Annotated in this window: 19 protein-coding genes; 10 read left to right on the forward strand and 9 right to left on the reverse strand. The window is 71.6% G+C overall.

Going from position 1 to position 18,566, the window contains the following annotated elements:
• The first annotated feature begins 371 nt into the window (after nucleotides 1-371).
• Together HJG45_RS03095 and HJG45_RS03100 are read left to right on the forward strand one after the other, a co-directional pair.
• Complete coding sequence (locus HJG45_RS03095; protein ID WP_171610582.1) at nucleotides 372-833, forward strand: DUF983 domain-containing protein; 462 nt, start codon at nucleotides 372-374, stop codon at nucleotides 831-833.
• Complete coding sequence (locus tag HJG45_RS03100) at nucleotides 826-1,347, forward strand: UPF0262 family protein (RefSeq protein ID WP_254452232.1); 522 nt, start codon at nucleotides 826-828, stop codon at nucleotides 1,345-1,347. The genes HJG45_RS03095 and HJG45_RS03100 overlap by 8 nt, the downstream gene beginning before the upstream one ends.
• A 163-nt stretch (nucleotides 1,348-1,510) precedes the next feature.
• Here the strand turns inward: HJG45_RS03100 and pal are convergent, their stop codons facing one another.
• Nucleotides 1,511-2,047: a peptidoglycan-associated lipoprotein Pal gene (pal, locus tag HJG45_RS03105; protein ID WP_171610583.1), complete on the reverse strand. Its 537-nt coding sequence runs from the start codon at nucleotides 2,045-2,047 to the stop codon at nucleotides 1,511-1,513.
• Between the two features lie 209 nt (nucleotides 2,048-2,256).
• Here pal and HJG45_RS03110 point away from each other — a divergent pair, with 209 nt between their 5' ends.
• The 3 genes from HJG45_RS03110 (at nucleotide 2,257) to HJG45_RS03120 (ending at nucleotide 5,932) form a co-directional block, all read left to right on the forward strand.
• On the forward strand, nucleotides 2,257-2,898 hold the full coding sequence (locus HJG45_RS03110) for a glutathione S-transferase family protein (protein WP_171610584.1): 642 nt from the start codon (nucleotides 2,257-2,259) through the stop codon (nucleotides 2,896-2,898).
• 54 nt (nucleotides 2,899-2,952) lie between these two features.
• Nucleotides 2,953-4,044, forward strand: a complete 1,092-nt coding sequence (mtnA, locus tag HJG45_RS03115; RefSeq protein ID WP_171610585.1) for an S-methyl-5-thioribose-1-phosphate isomerase — start codon at nucleotides 2,953-2,955, stop codon at nucleotides 4,042-4,044.
• Nucleotides 4,045-4,492: 448 nt separating this feature from the next.
• Nucleotides 4,493-5,932, forward strand: coding sequence for an OprO/OprP family phosphate-selective porin (locus tag HJG45_RS03120; RefSeq protein ID WP_171610586.1), 1,440 nt, complete (start codon nucleotides 4,493-4,495; stop codon nucleotides 5,930-5,932).
• Nucleotides 5,933-6,011: 79 nt separating this feature from the next.
• Here HJG45_RS03120 and HJG45_RS03125 read toward each other — a convergent pair whose 3' ends face one another.
• Entirely contained in the window at nucleotides 6,012-6,257 is a 246-nt protein-coding gene (locus tag HJG45_RS03125) for a hypothetical protein (RefSeq protein ID WP_171610587.1), read from the reverse strand.
• A gap of 343 nt (nucleotides 6,258-6,600) precedes the next feature.
• Here HJG45_RS03125 and HJG45_RS03130 point away from each other — a divergent pair, with 343 nt between their 5' ends.
• Both HJG45_RS03130 and HJG45_RS03135 read left to right on the forward strand, forming a co-directional pair.
• Entirely contained in the window at nucleotides 6,601-7,467 is an 867-nt protein-coding gene (locus tag HJG45_RS03130) for a transporter substrate-binding domain-containing protein (protein WP_171610588.1), read from the forward strand.
• Between the two features lie 44 nt (nucleotides 7,468-7,511).
• Nucleotides 7,512-8,270 (forward strand): amino acid ABC transporter ATP-binding protein, encoded by a 759-nt coding sequence (locus HJG45_RS03135; protein WP_368040503.1) that lies wholly within the window; start codon nucleotides 7,512-7,514, stop codon nucleotides 8,268-8,270.
• Between the two features lie 24 nt (nucleotides 8,271-8,294).
• On the opposite strand, the gene HJG45_RS03140 is transcribed toward HJG45_RS03135, so the two are convergent.
• On the reverse strand, nucleotides 8,295-8,882 hold the full coding sequence (locus tag HJG45_RS03140; RefSeq protein WP_171610589.1) for a hypothetical protein: 588 nt from the start codon (nucleotides 8,880-8,882) through the stop codon (nucleotides 8,295-8,297).
• 83 nt (nucleotides 8,883-8,965) lie between these two features.
• Here HJG45_RS03140 and HJG45_RS03145 point away from each other — a divergent pair, with 83 nt between their 5' ends.
• On the forward strand, nucleotides 8,966-9,646 hold the full coding sequence (locus HJG45_RS03145; RefSeq protein WP_171610590.1) for an amino acid ABC transporter permease: 681 nt from the start codon (nucleotides 8,966-8,968) through the stop codon (nucleotides 9,644-9,646).
• Nucleotides 9,647-9,709: 63 nt separating this feature from the next.
• Nucleotides 9,710-10,390: an amino acid ABC transporter permease gene (locus HJG45_RS03150; RefSeq protein ID WP_171610591.1), complete on the forward strand. Its 681-nt coding sequence runs from the start codon at nucleotides 9,710-9,712 to the stop codon at nucleotides 10,388-10,390.
• A gap of 48 nt (nucleotides 10,391-10,438) precedes the next feature.
• On the opposite strand, the gene HJG45_RS03155 is transcribed toward HJG45_RS03150, so the two are convergent.
• The 5 genes from HJG45_RS03155 to HJG45_RS03175 form a co-directional block, all read right to left on the reverse strand.
• Nucleotides 10,439-10,912 (reverse strand): DUF3237 domain-containing protein, encoded by a 474-nt coding sequence (locus HJG45_RS03155; RefSeq protein ID WP_174890352.1) that lies wholly within the window; start codon nucleotides 10,910-10,912, stop codon nucleotides 10,439-10,441.
• 22 nt (nucleotides 10,913-10,934) lie between these two features.
• Nucleotides 10,935-11,351: a rhodanese-like domain-containing protein gene (locus HJG45_RS03160; RefSeq protein WP_171610592.1), complete on the reverse strand. Its 417-nt coding sequence runs from the start codon at nucleotides 11,349-11,351 to the stop codon at nucleotides 10,935-10,937.
• Between the two features lie 233 nt (nucleotides 11,352-11,584).
• Entirely contained in the window at nucleotides 11,585-11,998 is a 414-nt protein-coding gene (locus tag HJG45_RS03165) for a Rieske 2Fe-2S domain-containing protein (protein ID WP_171610593.1), read from the reverse strand.
• A gap of 2 nt (nucleotides 11,999-12,000) precedes the next feature.
• On the reverse strand, nucleotides 12,001-13,113 hold the full coding sequence (locus HJG45_RS03170) for an amidohydrolase family protein (protein ID WP_171610594.1): 1,113 nt from the start codon (nucleotides 13,111-13,113) through the stop codon (nucleotides 12,001-12,003).
• Nucleotides 13,114-13,144: 31 nt separating this feature from the next.
• Nucleotides 13,145-14,245: an amidohydrolase family protein gene (locus tag HJG45_RS03175; protein ID WP_171610595.1), complete on the reverse strand. Its 1,101-nt coding sequence runs from the start codon at nucleotides 14,243-14,245 to the stop codon at nucleotides 13,145-13,147.
• A gap of 131 nt (nucleotides 14,246-14,376) precedes the next feature.
• On the opposite strand from HJG45_RS03175, the gene HJG45_RS03180 reads away from it, so the two are divergent.
• Nucleotides 14,377-15,216: an IclR family transcriptional regulator gene (locus tag HJG45_RS03180; RefSeq protein ID WP_171610596.1), complete on the forward strand. Its 840-nt coding sequence runs from the start codon at nucleotides 14,377-14,379 to the stop codon at nucleotides 15,214-15,216.
• 140 nt (nucleotides 15,217-15,356) lie between these two features.
• On the opposite strand, the gene HJG45_RS03185 is transcribed toward HJG45_RS03180, so the two are convergent.
• Nucleotides 15,357-18,554: an efflux RND transporter permease subunit gene (locus HJG45_RS03185; RefSeq protein ID WP_171610597.1), complete on the reverse strand. Its 3,198-nt coding sequence runs from the start codon at nucleotides 18,552-18,554 to the stop codon at nucleotides 15,357-15,359.
• Between the last annotated feature and the right edge of the window lie 12 nt (nucleotides 18,555-18,566).

The following is an 18,566-nucleotide window of genomic DNA, read 5'->3' on the forward strand; positions in this document are numbered from 1 at the left end:
TTGATCCCTCGGCCTGATCCCAGGACCATGATCCGCTCACGCGGGGTCGCGGACCATGGTTCAGGCCGGTGTTCGGTCGCGTGAGCCACGCTTTCCGGCGAGTCCACCTCAAGCGATCACGCTCCAGGGCCACCCAGGGATGCGGGGAACGCGGGGCTGCATCGCGGCGCTTGATCGGGGATGGGTGGAGGGCCGATATTGCATTGCACAAACGTCCGCATCGGCCCTGCGGAGACAGGTCAGGCTGGCCGCGTTACTGTCCTGCCCGCGAGGTTCGCGGGTTCACCCACGACTGCCGCGGACCAGTAGGCCACCAGCATTTCGACCATGCCCATATCGGGTACCGGCCGCCGGACAGGAGGAATACCACCATGCGCTGGAGCCCCGAGAGCGCCGTTGCGACCGCCGCGCCCGCGCTCGCGCCACCGCCGCTGCTGCTCGCGGTGCGCCGCGGGCTGATGAACCGCTGCCCCTTCTGCGGCCTCGGCCGGGTCTTCGCCGGCTATCTGCGGGTGGTGCCGGAATGCAGCCATTGCCACGCGCCGCTCGGCCTGTTGCGGGCGGATGACGCGCCGCCCTATTTCACCATCTTCCTGGCCGGGCACATCCTGGTGCCGATCGTGCTCTGGGTGGAGAAGGCCTACCAGCCGCCGATGTGGCTGCACATGGTGGTCTGGCTGCCGCTCTTCGCCATCATCTGCACGCTGCTGCTGCGGCCGATCAAGGGCGCGGTGGTGGGCTGGATGAGCACGCTCGGCTTCATGGCCGCTGAGCAGGAGGCGGCGCTGGCCCCGCAGGGCCGCGACCCTCGCGGCGGCACCCCGCATGGCTGAGCCATCCCGCGGCGGCGGCGCGGCGATGCCGGCCGAGGCAGAGCCGGCGCAGCGACGCCTCACTGACATCCTCCTGCCGGACGCGACCGCCCTGCCCTCGGCCTATGCCGAGGCCGACCGGCGGCAGGCGGTGGCCGACCTCCTCACCGACAACCGCTTCGACCCGATCGGCGTGCCGGGCGGCCCCTTCGCGCTGTATCTCTGCGTCCGGGAGGGGCGCCTCGTCTTCGATATCCGCGACGGGCAGGACACGCCGGTGCGGGCCGTGGCGCTCGCCCTCGGGCCCTTCCGGCGGCTGATCAAGGATTACCACCTGATTGTCGAGAGCCATGAGCAGGCGGTGGCCGAGGGCGGCCACGAGGCGCGCATCCAGGCGATCGACATGGGCCGGCGCGGCCTGCACAACGAGGGCGCCGAGTTGCTGATGCAGCGCCTCGAGGGCCGCATCGGCCTCGATTTCGAGACGGCGCGGCGGCTCTTCACCCTGGTCTGCGCGCTGCATCAACGGATCTGAGGCATCCCCGCAAAACCGCCTCGCGGCTTTGCAGGAGCCCCATGAATCCCTTCTGGTCATGGGTGCGTCACAGCCCGCCGCGGCAGGACGACGGGCGGCGACGATCCGATAGGGGTCGCAACACCAAGGAGCCGGTCCTTTGACCGGTCCGAGGCCGGCCGCCTCAGCGGACGACCGTCATCGCCCGCCGGTTCTGCGCCCAGGCCTGCTCGTCGGAGCCGAGCGCCTCGGGCCGGTCCTTGCCGAAGCTGATCGTCTGGATGCGGCTGCCCGCGACGCCGTTGCTGACCAGGATGTCGCGCGCCGCATTCGCCCGTCGCTGGCCGAGGGCGAGGTTGTATTCCCGGGTGCCGCGCTCGTCGGCATGGCCTTCCACCGAGACCTGGACCTGCTGATACTGCCCCAGCCACTGCGCCTGGCGCTGCAGGGTCGGGCGCTGGTCGGCGCCGACCGAGGCGCTGTCGGTGCCGAAATAGACGCGGTCGCCGGCGGTCGCGGCCAGATCCTCCTGTGAGCCTGGCTGGCCCGCGCCGGCGCGCTGGCCGCCGAGCGTGGAGCCGGCAAGGCCGCCCTGCATGCCGCCCTGCATGCCGCCCCCTGCCGCATTGCCGCTGGTCGCCGCATTCTCGGCGGAGTCGGAGCAGGCGGCCGCGAGGAGGGCGAAGCCGAGGGCCGCGACGGGCGCGATCTTCATGCGCATCTTTCTGTGTCTCTGCGAAAGCGGGGGGTCGGAAGCGATCACCCCCTGGTGAGGGCATCGCCCGTCGCGCGCTCTGGTGCAAGCGATGCGTGCAGTCCCGGTCGCGAAACCCGCCGCCTGCGACAATCCGGCACGCGGTTGCGCCCCGGCCGGAACCGGCCAAGCTGGCGGGGCAGTGCGGCCTTCGCCGCCCCGCGGAGGAACCGGCCATGCTGACCGTGCATCACCTGGGCAAGTCGCAATCCGAGCGGATCGTCTGGCTCTGCGAGGAGCTCGGCATCCCCTACGAGCTGAAGCACTACGCCCGGGACCCGGTGACGATGCTCTCGCCGCCCGAGCTCCGGGCGCTGCACCCGATCGGCGCCGCGCCGGTCATCACCGAGGGCGAGGTGCTGCTCGCGGAATCCGCGGCCATCATGGAATACATCCTGGCGCGGCATGGCGGCGGAAGGCTGGCGCCCGGGCCGGAGGCGCCGGAATTCGCCGACTACCTCTACTGGTTCCACTTCACCAACGGCACCCTGCAGCCGGTGCTGGGGCGGCTGATGCTGCTCGGCCGGGCCGGCCTGCCGGCCGAGCACAAGGTGCTGCTGGCGGCGCAGGAGCGGCGCGAGCGCGCCCTCGGCCATCTGGAGCGGCGGCTGGCGGCGCAGCCCTGGCTGGCGGGCCGGGACTTCACGGCGGCCGACATCATGATCGGCTTCACCCTGACCACCATGCGCTACTTCAGCCCGGTGGACCTCGCCCCCTACCCCGCCATCCGCGCCTATCTGCAGCGGATCGGCGCCCGCCCGGCCTATCAGCGGGCGATGGCGAAGGGCGATCCCGGCATGCCCCTGCTGCTGGACTGATCCCGGCCGCGGCGGCCGGTTGCCTTTCGCGCCGCGCCGCCGCATCTGGGGCGGATGAAGATCGACGGCACCCCCTATCGCAGCGTCTGGGTGGATGCGGATGGCTGGTCCGTCCGCATCCTCGACCAGACGCGGCTGCCCTGGCAGCTCGACATCCTCCGCCTCACCGATCCGGCGCAGGTGGCACGGGCGATCCGCAGCATGCAGGTGCGCGGCGCGCCGCTGATCGGCGCCGTCGCCGCCTATGGCGTGGCGCTGGCGTTGCGGGCGGACCCCTCCACCGAGAGCCTCGAGCGCGCCGTCGCGCTGCTCGGCGAGACCCGGCCGACCGCGATCAACCTGCGCTGGGCGCTCGGGCGGATGCGGGCGCGGCTGCACAACCTGCCGCCCGCCGAGCGCGTCGCCGCGGCCTATGCCGAGGCGCTGGCGATCGCCGACGACGATGCCGAGACCTGTCGCCGCATCGGCGCCCATGGCGTCCCGCTGCTGCGGGAGATCGCGGCCCGCAAGCCGGCCGAGCGGGTGAACGTGCTGACCCATTGCAATGCCGGCTGGCTGGCGACGGTGGATTACGGCACCGCCCTCTCGCCCATCTACCAGGCGCATGATGCCGGCATCCCGGTGCATGTCTGGGTGGACGAGACCCGGCCGCGCAACCAGGGCGCGGCGCTGACCGCCTTCGAGCTGGGCAAGCACGGCGTGCCGCACACGGTCGTCGCTGACAATGCGGGCGGCCATCTGATGCAGCATGGCGAGGTCGATATCTGCATCGTCGGCACCGACCGGGTGACGCGGCAGGGCGATGTCGCCAACAAGATCGGCACCTATCTGAAGGCGCTGGCGGCGCGCGACAACGGCGTGCCCTTCTGGGTGGCGCTGCCGCATTCGACCATCGACTGGCGGGTGGGCGACGGCGTCGCGGAGATCCCGATCGAGGAGCGGGACGCGGCGGAGGTGACGGACCTCACCGGCCGCACCGCCGATGGGCGGATCGAGACGGTGCGGGTGGCCGCCGAGGGCAGCCCGGCCGCCAACCCGGCCTTCGACGTGACGCCGGCGCGGCTGGTGACCGGCCTGATCACCGAGCGCGGTCGCTGCGACGCCTCCGAGCCCGGGCTGCGCGGGCTCTATCCGGAAGCTGCCTAGATTACTCCCCACGAAACCGCTTCGCGGCTTCGTGGAGGCCCCATGGAGTCCCTCCCGCCCATGATCCGTTACAGCCTGCCGCGGCTTGGCCGCGGCAGGACAACGGGCAGCGGCGGTTTTGACAGGCGCTTCTAGGCCCTACCGCCCGGGAGGCGCCGGGCGGGGCGCGCGATTTCACGGAAACGACTCACCGCCTCCGCTCGCTGGCCCTTTAGACCACGATCCGCTCACACAGGTTCGCGGATCATGGTCTGGGCCGTTGTTTGATCGCGTGAGTCACGCTTTTCGGTGAGTCCACCTCAAGCGATCACGCTCTAGGTCTGCCGCGACGCGAAGAGGCATCATGATGAACACGCCTAGAATCAGCCCAGGGATTGCGCTCCTCATCGGTACGGTCGGGCTGGGCACCGTCCCGGCAGGTCCGGCCCGCGCCCAGGATGCCGCCCGGATGGAGGCGATCGAGCGGCAGATCCGCAGCCTGCAGACCGAGCTGACCCGCATGCGCCGCGACATGCAGGCGCGCGAGAGCGAGACCCGTGCCGCGAAGCAACAGGCCGCCGAGGCCCGCGCCGAGGCGCAGGCGGCGCAGCGGCGTCTCGACACCACCCCACCGCCAGCCCGGCTGACCGAGGCGACGCCGGCCGATCAGGTGCGCGTCTTCTTCGATCGCGGCCGTCCGACCATCACCTCGGGCGATGGCCGGTTCCGCGCCTCGCTCGGCGGCCAGGTGCAGTGGGATGTGGGCGGCGCCCTGCAGGACAGCCCGGGCTTCGGCGGCAGCCCGGCGGCGCGGCTCGACAGCTTCGGGCAGAACCTGCGCCGCGCCCGGCTGTTCTTCGGCTTCGGCTACGAGAATTTCCAGCTCAACCTCACGCCCGATTTCGGCGGCTCGCCGGATGGCTCGCCGACGCTGTACGAGGCGAATTTCAACTGGTCGCCGGTGAAGCCCCTCACCCTGACCCTCGGCTATTACAAGCCCTATTACGGGCTCGCCGATTCCATGAGCTCCAACGACTTCCTGATGCTGGAGCGCCCGAGCATCATCGAGATCGCCCGCGGCCTCGCCGCCGGCGATTCGCGCGCCTCGATCGGCGGCCGCTGGGCGGCGGATCGCTGGTTCCTCGCCGGCTACCTGACCGGCGACAGCTACGGCTCCAACAGCACCCAGGCGACCAGCGGGCAGACGGGCGCCGTGGCGCGCCTCGCCGGCCGACCCTATACGGATGCCGATACCGACCTGCATCTCGGCGTCACCGGGTCCTACGCCTTCGACATCCGGCGGCAGGCGGATGGCCAGTCGCTCCGGCTGCGCGACCGGCCGGAATGGCGCATCGACCAGACGCGGCTCATCGATACCGGCGCGCTGCCGGCCGACAGCGCCTATAGCTGGGGCCCGGAATTCGGCCTGCGCTGGCGCAATTTCATGCTCCAGGGCGAATATGTGCAGATCGGCGTGAGCCAGTCCCAGGCCGGGGCGGCGCCGCGGCCCGACCTCACCTTCGAGGGCGGCTATGTTGAGGGAAGCTGGGTCATCACCGGCGAGCCGCGCCGCTACAGCACCTCCTCCAGCGCCTTCGGCCGGCCGAGCCCGGCGCATCCCTTCGATTTTGCCGGCGGCGGCTGGGGCGCCTGGGAGGCGATGGCCCGCTACAGCGTCGTCGACCTGAACGACCAGGTGACGCGCGGCAGGCCGCAGGCGGCGACGGGCGGGGTCTATGGCGGGCGGCAGGAGGTCGTCGGCATGGGGCTGTCCTGGTACCCGAACAACTTCCTCCGCTTCATGCTGAACTGGGACATCGTGAATGTGGACCGCCTGAACGCCGCCGGCACGACGCAGATCGGCAAGCGGTTCCACACCCTGGCGCTGCGCACCCAGCTCGCCTTCTGATCCATCGCCGGGCGCCGCATCTCCGCGCGGCCTGGCTTCGCAGCATGCGCCGCGGCGCTCGGTCCTGCGGGGGCCTGGCTCAGGCCGCCCCGCCGGCCCGCGGATAGGACAGGCCGGCCGAGGCCTGGGGCAGGACGACGTGGCGGCTGCTGAACTCCAGCAGGCCGAGGCCGCCGAGCAGCATGCCGCCGGCGCCGCAGGCGGCCCAGAAGCAGAGCATCGGCGGCACCCGGCCCGGCGCCAGCGCATCGCTCAGCAGCAGCGCGACCAGCGCGGTGATGAGCAGCAGCGCGCTCCCGATCAGCGCGCAGGCGATGCGTTGCATGATGGTGTCGTCCTTCGCTTGCCAGGCCGGGCGGGGCGCCCGGCCCATTCTCTGCGTCGGGCGGGGCGCCCGGCACGCCCTCTTGAACACCGGGGACGGGGCACGAAGGGGGAAAGCCTGAGGCGATTTCATGGCAAAGCCTCCCCGCCCACCTGGCGACCGGCGGCTGCCGACCCTTGCTGCCCTCCCTGCCATCCCCCTGGGCAGCGGCGGCGGCAACAGCCCATCCCGCAGGCACCGGCGGAGCGGCGCCGGGCGGAAACCACCCGGCCGGGCGGTTGCGCCCCCCTGGCGGATGGGGGAGGCTCCCGCCGCCTTCACCGCCCGCCGGAGCCCCGTCCCGATGCGTCTGCTGACCGCCGCCCTCGCCCTTGCCATCGGCCTCGCCGGGACCGCGGGGGCGCAGACCATCACCGTCGGCGCGAAGGAGTCCGGCCAGCCGCCGCTCCGCTGCGGCGTCGACGGCACCTATGCGCCGCACGCCTTCCCCTCGCTGCAGGGCGGGCTGCAGGGCTTCCAGATCGACCTGTTCGACGCCATCGGCAAGAAGCTCAACCGGCCGGTCGAGATCACCGGCGCCAGCTTCTCCGGCCTCATCCCGGCGATGAATGCCGGTCGTTACGACTTCCTCTGCGCCCCGACCACGGTGACGCCCGAGCGGGCCGCCAACCTGCTCTTCACCGAGGGGTATCTCTGGACCGAGCTGCAATTCGGCATCAAGCGCGGCGCGGCGCCGATCAGGTCCGAGGAGGATCTGCGCGGCAAGACGATCAGCGTCAACAAGGGCACGCCCTATGAGCAATGGGTGCGCAACAATACCGAGCGGCTGGGCTTGACGCTGCTCGCCTTCGACAGCCAGGCGGATGCGGTGCAGGCGGTGCTGCAGGGCCGGGCCTATGCCAACCTCGCCGGCAACACGGTGGTGAAGTACTCGGCCTCCCGCACGCCGCAATACATCGCCGATTTCGTGCTGCCCGGCACCCGCTTCCACTGGGGCACGCCCTTCCGCCAGGACAGCGCGGCGACGCGCAACCAGGTGGAGAAGGTGATCGAGTGCCTGAAACAGGAGGGCACCGTCGCCACCCTGTCGAAGAAGTGGTTCGGCGCCGAGCCGAAGCCCGACGATGCCGAGCGGGTGGTCTTCCCCGGCTTTGGCGTGCCCGGCCTGCCGGGCTATGACGAGACCACGCACGAGGTGGCCTGCCCGTGACCGCGCTTCCCGCCGGGCCCCTTGCCGGCCCCCTCGCCGGGGCGGTGCGGCCGGCGGCGGGCGGCGCCGCGCCGATTGTCGAGGCGCGCGCGATCCACAAGCATTTCGGCGCCCTGCACGTGCTGAAGGGGGTGGATCTCGCCGTCGCCGAGCGGGAGCTGGTCTTCATCATCGGCCCCTCGGGCTCCGGCAAGTCGACCCTGCTGCGCTGCCTGAACCGGCTGGAGGAACCCTCCTCCGGCTCCGTCACGGTGGAGGGGATCGACCTGCTGGACCGCCGGACGGACATCAACAAGGCCCGACAGCGGATCGGGATGGTCTTCCAGTCCTTCAACCTCTACCCGCACATGACGGCACTCGGGAATGTCGCGCTGGCGCTGCGCAAGGTGCAGGGCAAGAGCCGGGCAGAGGCCGAGGCGCGCGCCCGCGCGGCGCTCGCCCGCGTGCATCTCGAGGACCGCGCCGGGCACTATCCCGGCCAGCTCTCCGGCGGCCAGCAGCAGCGCGTCGCCATCGCCCGGGCCATCGCCCTCGAGCCGCGGGTGATGCTGTTCGACGAGCCGACCTCGGCGCTCGACCCCGAGCTGGTGGGCGGCGTGCTGCAGGTGATGCGGGAGCTGCGGGAGGACGGCATGACCATGGTCGTGGTCAGCCACGAGATGGGCTTCGCCCGCGCCGCCGCCGACCGGGTGGTGTTCATGGCGGATGGCCGCATCGTCGAGCAGGGCCCGCCCTCGGCCATCTTCGGCGCGCCGCGGGAGGAGCGGACCCGCGCCTTCCTCGGCCAGGTCGAGCGGCACTGAGCGATGCCGCCCGCTTCCGTGTGGTCAGGTGGCCGGGTTGTCGCAGGTCTTGGGCGGCCGGGTGAAGGCGATCCAGGCATTGCCGCTGCGCAGGCAGCCGAGCTCCCACTTGCCTTCGAAGACCTTGCCATCCACCTCCAGCCGGCCCTCGCCATGCGGGCCGGAGAGGAACCAGCCGCCCTCGTAGATCAGGCCGGCGCCAGGGATGATGAAGCGGCCGCCGGTGAAGCGGTCCTCGTGATAGGCCCCCTCCTCCTGCACCACCAGCCGCCCGGCCTCGTAATGCGAGAGGCGGCCCTGCCCCTCGGCCTTGCCGGCCTGCAGCGCGCCTTCATAGACCATCTGCTTCTCCCGCCCGGCCTCCCGCCAGGTGGTGACCGCCCGGCCTTCTCCCTCGGCGGGACCCTTCGGGCAGGGGCCGGTCCAGCTTCCGACCAGCCCCTCGGCGCTGGCCGGCAGGCCGCCAACCCAGATCCAGCATCCGCCGGCATTGTCGGCGATGAAGCCGGCGCGGCCGCCGGGGACGGCGCGCTCGGCCTCCGGCGGCGGGCCGAAGGCGGCGAGCAGCAGCAGGGCAAGGGGCAGCAGGCGAAGGTGCGAAGGCAACGGCATCCGGTCAGATCCCTGGCTCGGTCCCGCAAGCTCTGCACCGGGCGGCGCGGCCAGGGCAAGGCCTGCCCGCGGGGTCGCCGGCGATGAGCAGTTGGGACAGATTCGTCGATTCCTTCTTCAACGCGCGGGTCGCCTGGGAGTATCTGCCGCGGATCATTGACGGCTTCTGGCTGACGATCCTGCTCGCGCTCAGCATCATTGCGAGCGGGCTGGCGGCCGGGCTGATCCTCGCCGTGCTGCGGAGCTTCGGCCTCCGGCCGCTGAACTGGCTGATCGTCTTCCTGGTCGACCTGTTCCGCGCCCTGCCGCCGCTGGTCATCATCGCGCTGCTCTATTTCGGCCTGCCGGCCGCCGGTCTTTCCCTCTCGGGCTTCGCCGCGACCTGGCTCTCGCTCTCGCTCGTGCTCATGGCCTTCGCCGAGGAGATCTTCTGGGCCGGCATCACCGCCACGCCGCGCGGCCAGTGGGAGGCGGCGCGCTCCACCGGCCTCTCCTTCCTGCAGACCCTCGGCTGGGTGGTGCTGCCGCAGGCGGTGCGGATGGTGATCCCGCCCCTCACCAACCGCACCATCGCCATCACCAAGGGCACGGCGCTGGGCTCGGTGGTCGCGGTCTCGGAGATCCTCGGCGCGGCGCAGGCCGGCGTCTCCTTCTCCTTCAACCCGACGCCGCTGACGCTCGGCGCCCTCGCCTATGTCGTGCTCTTCGTCCCGGTGGTCATCCTCGGCCGCTGGATCGAGACCCGCTTCGCATGGAAGCGCTAGCGCCATGCGGTCGCAAGAGAATGCCGAAAGCAGGGGCCGGAGTGTGACGCACAGGGCAAGCCGATGACCCTCGACGACTTCCTCCTGGCCTTCTTCTCCCTCGACATCCTGCGGGAGGCCTGGCCGATCCTCTGGCAGGGGTTGCAGCAGACGCTGCTGCTCTCGGTGATCGTCGTGCCACTCGGGATCCTCGGCGGCACCATCCTGGCGCTGCTCTCGACGGTCGAGCACCCGCTGGTGCGCTGGCCGCTGATGGCCTGGGTCGACTTCTTCCGCGCCCTGCCGCCTCTGGTGCTGCTGATCTTCCTCTATGCCGGCCTGCCCTTCGCGGGGCTCGAGATCTCGGCGCTCGGCGCGGTGGCGATCGGCTTCTTCCTCAACACCGGTGCCTATTACGGCGAGATCCTGCGGGCCGGGATCGAGAGCGTGCCGCGCGGGCAGATGGAGGCGGCGCGCTCCACCGGCCTTGGCCGCGGGCAGGCCCTCGCCCATGTCATCCTGCCGCAGGCGGTGCGCAACGTGCTGCCGGACCTGATCAGCAACACGCTGGAGGTGGTGAAGCTCACCTCCATCGCCTCGGTGGTGGCGCTGCCGGAGCTGCTCTTCCAGGCGCGGCAGGCGCAGAGCGTGACCTACAACGCGACGCCGATCGTGGCGGCGGCGGTGATCTACTTCCTGCTGCTCTGGCCGGTGGTGCGGCTGCTGAGCCGCCTCGAGAACCGGCAGCTCGCGGCGCGGCAGTAACGCCCCGCCGCCCGCCTCCGTGATCTGAAGGCGTGATTCACGCTCGCCTCAGCGCACCACATAGACGTCGTAGGTCGGCCCCGTGGGCGGGCGCTGGCCGACGCCGACCGCGAGCACCCGGTTCAGCCAGGTGAGCTCGGGCTCCGAGGTCTCGAAGCGGATGGCGACGCGGAAGTAATAGGCCGAGGCGTCCACCGCCTCGCCACGGCCGAGCTGCGCCAGCACCGCCGGCGGGCCGGTGCGGACGCCGCTGTAATGCATGTAGAAATGCTGCCCCTTGTCGGTGCGCATCACCAGCCGGACATCCATATGCGCCGTGCCGTCGGGCTCGACGCGGAGCCAGTCGGCCGTCGTCCCCGGCACCACCTCGCCGCGCAGCGAGGGGCCCTCGAAGCTGCCCCCGGTCACCGGGATGACGCGCAGCTCCTGGCCCGGCCCGGCGGCCGCCATCTGCGGCGTGCCGGCCTGCAGCGCCATGCGGAACAGGAATTCGGTGTTCAGGGGCAGCGGCGTGGTCACCATGGTCGTCTCGTCCCTCTCTCGGTCAGCGTTGGCGCCAGGGCAGGCCGGCGGCCTTCCAGCCGGCGACCATGCCGCGATGCCCCTCGGCATCCACCGGCCCCTCGAAGCCGTCGGCGACGTTGAAGGCCTGCGGGAAGCCCGCCGCCTGCGCCGCCTGCCCGGCCGCGAGGCTGCGGGCGCCGGAGCGGCAGATGAAGTAGAGGCGGTGGGTCGCGGTCAGCCCGGCCTTGTGCAGATGGTCCGGGAAGCTGCCATTGACCTGCATGGAGGGATAGAGCTGCCAGGGGACGAGCAGCGTCTGCTTGCCGATCTCGGTCAGGTCCGGCAGGCCGACGAAATTCCATTCAGCATCGGTGCGGACATCGATGAGCACCGCCTCGGGATCGGCCTTCAGCGCCTCCCATGTTTCGGCGGGCGAGATATCGGGCACGCCTGGCATGCGGCGAGTTCCTCTTGATCCGGCGGGGACAATGCGGCGAGCCCGCCGCCACGGCAATCCGCCAAGGCTGCCCGCCGCCGCCCCCGCGACGTCGTGGAGAATTGAAGGCGGCTCTCCGAACCGTCGCTGCCCGTTGCCCTGCCGCGGCTTCGCCGCGGCAGGCTGTGACGCGTCTCGGGCAGGAGGGACTCCACGGGGCCCCCGCGACGGCGCGCAGCGACGTCGTGGGGAATCTAGAGTGTCACCACCACGTAATCCTCCTCGACGGCGACGCTGACCGTCTCCGCCATGAAGGGACCGCGCGCCAGGCGCTCGCCCGGCTCGACCGTGACCGCGTAGCTGCGCGCCTTCACATCCTCCGGCTCGCACCAGGACTGGCCGGTGCGGATGTCGAATTCCCAGCAATGCCAGGGGCAGCGCAGCATGCTGCCCGGCTGGGCGAGGCGGTACTCGCCCGGCATCGGCGCCTCGAGCCGGCTGACGATGGCGCCGGTGCAGAGCGCCGCGCCCTGGTGCGGACAGCGGTTGATCAGGGCGTAATAGGCGCCGTCGAGGTTGAAGACGCCGATCTCCCGCCCCCGGATCGTCACCAGCTTGCGGCCGCCGGGCGGGATCTCGCCGACGGCGGCGACGACATGCCGCGCCATCCCTAGTCCAGCCGGTAGAGCGCGATCGCATTCTCGCGGTAGATCATCCGCGCCCAGTCCTCCGGCAGCCGCACCTTGAAGGCGTAGCGCGGGTCATCCTGATCCCAGTGCGGATAGTCGGTCGAAAACAGGATGCGGTCGGGCCCGATCCACTCGATGGTGCGGAGCATGTCGTCCGGCCGCTCCGGCTCCTCCATCGGCTGGGTCGAGACCCAGAAATGCTCGCGGATGTACTCGCTCGGCGCCCGCCTCAGATGCGGCACCTCGGCCTTCAGCCGCTTCCAGTGCGTGTCGAGCCGCCAGGCGAGCGAGGGCAGCCAGGCGAAGCCGCCCTCCACCATCACCACCTTGAGGTCGGGGATCTCCTCGAACACGCCCTCGCAGACCAGGCTGGTGACCAGGGTCTGCATGGACTGCACGTAGGAGGGATGCTCCTCATGGTAGAAGCTCGGCCAGCCGCCGCCGGTGCTGGCATGACCCGAGGTGCCGCCGAGATGCAGCGAGATCGGGAAGCCGTTGGCGGCGCAGGCGGCGAGGATCTTGCGGTAGCGATGGCGCCCCAGCGGCTCGATCCCGCGCGGCGGGATGTTCACCTGGGCGAAGCGGGCATCGCCGGCGCGCGCCGCGATCTCGGCCAGCGCGCTCTCCTCGTGCTCCAGCGTGATCTGCACGCTGGCCTTGAGGCGCGGCTCGGGGTCGCAGAAGACCGCCGCCTGCCACTCGTTCACCGCCCTTGCCATGGCGGCGCCGAACTCGACATTGCGCTCCGCCGCCGCGCCGCCGACCAGCGGCGCCAGCAACCCGGCCTTCACGTCGAAGAGGTCGAGGAGCTGCTCGCGCATCAATGTCAGGTCGGAGCCGGGCGGACCGCCGGTCTTCGGCCAGGCATCGCCGCGCATGCCGTTGCCCGGCGACATGCGCGGATAGAGCGAGGTGCGCGCCAGGCCCTGGCGGGACCGGCCGCCGATGCTCTGCCGGTGCTCGCGCCAGCGAGCCGAGAGAAAGGGATCAAAATCCGCCGGCGTGCGGTAGAAGGGATGCACGTCGCAATCGACGAAGCCGAGATGCGCCTCGCCCGGCCGCTCGATCCGGGGATTCCGGAGCGCCGCGTTCATCGCAGGTCTCCCGTATGAAGGATGGGCGGCATCAGGCCGCCGCCAGTCGCGGATAGGTGGCCAGCGGGTTCTCCACCGTGATCTTGCGCAACAGGGCGGGCGGCAGCCCGGCCGGCAGCGGCCCCTCCGCCGCGTCGAAATGCCAGTGCGGATAGTCGGTGGAGAAGAGCAGGAGCTCGTCGGAGCCGAGCTGGTCGAGCAGCACCTCGAGGGACCGCGCATCGGGCGGCGCATCGAAGGGCTGCAGGGTGAGGCGCACATGCTGGCGCACCAGATCGGCCGGCAGGCGGTCCAGCCAGGGCACCTCGGCCCGCACCCCGCGCCAGGTCTTGTTGATGCGCCACAGGCTGGCCGGCAGCCAGGTGACGCCGCTCTCGATCAGCACCACGCGGAGCGCCGGGAATTTCTGGAACACGCCCTCGGCCAGCAGCGAGTTCAGCGCCCCCGCGAAGCCCTGGGCGTAGGAGACGTAGTCCTCGAGATAGTAGGACCCCCAGCCGCCGGCGCTCGGCGGGTGGCGGAAGCTCGACCCGGCATGGATGCCGACCGGCAGGCCGTGCTTCTCGGCCGCCCGGTAGATCGGCCACATCATGCGCCGCCCGAGCGGCAACTCGGTCATGGCCAGCAGCAGCACCTGCACGAAGCGGCGGTCGGGCGCCAGGCGCTCGATCTCCTCCGCCGCCAGCTCCGGGCTGTGCACCGGCACGGTGATGGAGGCGCGCAGGCGGTCGTCGCGGTCCAGCCACTCGGCCGCCAGCCAGTTGTTGAGCCCGCGACAAAGGCCAGCCGAGAGATCCTCGCTAATCATCATCTGCGCGCCATGGATCAGGTTGCAGATGGCGGCGCGCGGCGCCAGCGGATCGAGCAGATGCGCCTGCAGCGCCGCGAGGCTGCTGCCGGGCGGCCCGGCCGGGAGCCGCCAGTCCGGGCGGGCGTTGATCGGCGCGCCGGGCGGATAGGCGCTGGTGTCGAGATTCTCCCGCTCCAGCCCGCGGCGCTCGACATGCTCGCGCCAGTAGGGGTCGAGATGCGGCAGCAGGGCGCGCATGTCGGGCGGCACCGGATGGATGTCGCAATCGACGGCGCCGGCCAGGCCGGAAAAGGCGCCGGATGGCGGGGCCTCTTGCGTCATCGCTCCTCCCCGGCGCCGGGATCGGCGGCTTGCCGGCGTTACAAATTTCCGTTAAAAGGAAATCGAATTCTTTATAGCGAAACATGAATGGGTGTCGGCGTCAACGACCGGGCCCGTGATCAGGAGCAGGGATGCCCGTACAGCCCGCGACCATGGAGCGGAGTTTCACCCCTGGCGAGCGCGGCCTGGAACAATCCTTCGGTCGCGCCGCCGTCCTGCTGAACGCCCTCGCCGATGCCGGCGCCACGGGCCTGCGCTTCGTCGACCTGGTGCGCCGCTCCGGCTTCAGCCAGACCACGGTGCACCGGCTGGTCGCGGCGCTGGCCGAGCACGGCTTCATCGAGCAGGAAGCCGCGGGGGGCCGCTACCATCTCGGCATGCGCCTCGCCGGCTGGGCCTTCGCCGCGGCCAACCGCTTCGGCCTCGCGGAGGTGGCGCATCCGGTGATGCAGGCGCTGTCGGAGGCGACGCAGGACACCGTCTATCTGACGCTCCGCTCCGGCGACATGGCCATCTGCGTCTCGCGCATCGACGGCACCTACCCGATCCGCGCCGTCGTCACCAATCCCGGCGACCGCAGGGTGCTCGGCCTCGGCGCCGGCAGCGTCGCCCTGCTCGCCTTCCTGCAGGACCGGGCGGAGATCGAGCGCCTGCTGCTGGCCCCGGAGCAGCGGGCCGGGCGGGCCGCCCATGGCGTGGATGACGAGCGGCTGCGGCACTGGATCGAGGCGTCGCGCCGCGACGGCTACACGCTGGTGCAGGACCTCGTCCCGGGCACCACCGGGATCGGCCAGCCGATCTTCGGCCCGGCGGGCGATCCGGTCGCCTCGCTCAGCCTCGCCGCCATCTCGGCCCGGCTGCAGCCGCCGCGCCGGCAGGAGGTGCTGCAGCGGCTGCAGGCGGCGCGGGCCGAGATCGAGCGGCGCTTGCGCCCGATTTTGAATGCTCGCACGGCCTTGACGAGGGCTTGACCCGCCCCATCAGCTGTGCTCCCTTGGAGAGGAAGGCGATTTCCTCTCAACGGAAACACCTTCCGCGCCGAACCAAGACGGCGCGGGGAGCGAAACGTCCCGCACTAAAAGAGCACCGGACCGCGGCCCCCGGGCCGCGGTCACGGTCGCCGAGCGGGACCGCCGCCAGCCCCCTGTCCCTCCATCACTGCAATCTCAGCCGGCGCGAAGCCACTGGCCGGCCGCCAACGCCAGGCCCGCAGCGCCAGCTGCCCGGCATCGTCGACGACGGTGTAGACCACCGGCACCACCACCAGGCTGAGCAGCGTCGAGGTTATCAGCCCGCCGATCACCACCAGCGCCATCGGCGCGCGGAACTCGGCATCGGCGCCGAGCCCGGCCGCGATATGCGCCATGCCGGCGGTCATCGCGATCGTCGTCATGACGATTGGCCGCGCCCGCTTGCGCGCCGCCTCGAACAGCGCCGCGCTGCGCGCCAGGCCGGCCCGGCGCGCCTCGATGGCGTATTCCACCAGCAGGATCGAGTTCTTGGCGACGATGCCCATCAGCATCAGCACGCCGATCACCGCCGAGACGCCGAGCGCCTTCTGCGCCAGCAGCAGCGCCAGCAGCGCGCCGCCGAGCGAGAGCGGCAGGGCCGACATGATGGTCAGCGGCTGCAGGAAGCCGCCGAAGAGCAGCACCAGCACCAGGTAGATCAGCAGCACGCCGGTGCCGAGCGCGACGATGAAGCCGCCGAAAAGCTCGGTCATCACCTCCTTGTCGCCGGTCTCGCGCTCCCGCACCCCGGCCGGCAGGTTCTTCATGATCGGCAGGGCGGCGACCAGCGCCGTCGCCTCGCCGAGCGGCATGCCGTTCAGCTCCGCCTCCACCGTCGCCTTGCGCACCCGGTCCAGCCGGTCGATCTGCGCCGGGCCGGCGCCGTGCCGGATCTCCGCCACCGCCTCGAGCGGCACGGTGACCTCGGCGCGGCCGGCGACGCGCAGGCTGCGCAGCGCATCCATGTCGGTGCGGGCCGATTCCGCCAGCATGACGCGGATCGGGATCTGCCGGTCGGGCAGGGTGAAGCGGGCGAGCGACTGGTCGATATCGCCGATGGTGGCGATGCGCGCCGTGGCGCCGATCGCCGCCGCCGAGACGCCGAGCTCGGCGGCGCGGGCATCGCGGGGCAGGATCTGCAGCTCCGGCCGCTCCAGGCTGGCGACCGAGCGGGCGCCGGAGAGGCCGGGGATGGTCCGCATCTGCCGCTCCAGCTCGCGCGCCGCCCCGGCCAGCGCCGCGGCGTCGTCGCCGATCAGGGTTATGGAGGCCTTGGAGCCGCTCATCCCGTCGGCGCCGAAGCGGATGCGGGCGCCGGGAATGGCCTCCAGCGCCGGCCGCACCGCCGCCTCGAAGCCCTGCTGGCTGAGCGCCCGCTCGCCGCGCGGCAGCAGGGTGACGATCAGGTTGGCGTTGCGCGGGTCGCCCTCGCGCGTGGTGCTGCCCATGCCGGGGCCGCCGGCGACCGTCGCGGTGCCGAGGGAGGCGAAGACCGAGGCGACCTCCGGCCGCGCATTCAGGATCGCCGTCGCCCGCCGCACCGCGGCATCGGTCTCGGCCAAGGTCGCGCCCGGGGCGAGCTCGAGCGCCAGCGCCGAGCGGCCGCGATCGGCGGCCGGGACGAAGTCCGAGGGGATCAGCGGCACCAAAGCGAGGGAGAGCAGGAAGAAGCCGGTCGCGCCCGCCAGCGTCGCCCACCGATGCCGGAGACACCAGCCGAGCAAAGCGAGGTAGCGCCTCCCGACCACCCCCTCCCCCACCTCCTCCGAGCGGTGCTCGCGCGGCTGGCGCAGCAGATAGGCGCCCATCAGCGGCGTCAGCAGCCGCGCGACCAGCAGCGAGAAGGTGACGGCGGCGGCGACGGTCAGGCCGAACTGCCGGAAGAACTGCCCCGGGATGCCCGGCATGAAGGCGACCGGGATGAAGACGGCGAGGATGGCGCCGGTCGTCGCCATGACGGCGAGGCCGATCTCGGCCGAGGCCGCGAGCGCGGCGCGATAGGCCCCCTGCTCCGGCCGGCTGCGGAGATGCCGGACGATGTTCTCGATCTCGACGATGGCGTCGTCCACCAGCACGCCGACGACCAGGGTCAGCGCCAGCAGGGTGATGTTGGACAGCGCGTAGCCGAGCCAGGAGAGGACGAGGAAGGTCGGGATCAGCGAGAGCGGCATGGCGACGCAGGCCACCAGCGTCGCCCGCCAGTCGCGCAGGAAGATCCAGACCACCAGCACCGCCAGCGCCGAGCCGACCAGCAGCGCCTCGATGGCGCCGTGATAGCCGGCCTCGACGAAGGCGGTGGTGGAGGTGACCTTGCGGATCTCGATGCCGGGATGCTCGGCCTCCAGCAGCGCCGCCCGCGCCGCGACCTCGCGCGCCACCCGCACCTCGGAGGAGCCGCGGGTGCGCAGCACCTCGAAGGCCACCACCGGCCGTCCGTCGAGCCGCGCCGCGGTGCGAATCTCGGCATGCGAATCCGTCACCTCGGCCAGGTCGCCAAGCCGCGCCGTGCGGCCGTTCGAGAGGATGATCGGCCGCGCCCGCAGCGCCTCGACCGAGGCGGCCGAGCCCAGGGTGCGGATGCTCTGCTCGCTGGCGCCGAGCGTGCCGCGGCCGCCGGGGAGGTTGATGTTGGCGTCGCGCAGCTGGGCGTTCACCTGCGCCGCGGTGATGCCGAGGGCGAGCAGCCGGTCCGGCCGCAGCGCCACGCGGATCTCCCGCTCCACCCCGCCGACCCGGTTCACCTGGGCGACGCCCGGCACGGCGAGCAGCGACTTCGCCACGGTGTCGGTGACGAACCAGGAGAGCTCGGCCGTGCTCATCGCCGGCGCCGCCACCGTATAGGTGAGGATGGCGCCGCCGGTGATCTCGATGCGGCTGACGATCGGGTCGCGGATCGCCGCCGGCAGGTCGGCGCGGATCTGCGCCACCTTGTCGCGCACGTCGTTGGTGGCGCGGTCGGGGTCCTTGGCCAGGGAGAACTCGATCACCGTGGTCGAGGTGCCGTCCTGCACGATGGAGGTGATGTGCTTGACGTCGCCGATGCCGGCGACCGCGTCCTCGATCCGGCGCGTCACCTGCGTCTCCAGCTCGGCCGGCGCGGCGCCGGGCTGCAGCACGGTGACGACGACGGCGGGCAGGTCGATATCGGGCGTGTTGTTGATGCGAAGGCTCGGGAAGGCGACCAGCCCGCCCACCGTCAGCAGCAGGAACAGCACCACGGTGGCGATCGGGTTGCGGATCGCCCAGGCGGAGATGTTGCGGTACTCGGTCCCCGCATCGGGGGTGGGGGCGGATGCCATGGCCAGCCTCCC

The organism is Roseicella sp. DB1501 (assembly GCF_013112485.1).
Lineage (GTDB): Bacteria > Pseudomonadota > Alphaproteobacteria > Acetobacterales > Acetobacteraceae > Paracraurococcus.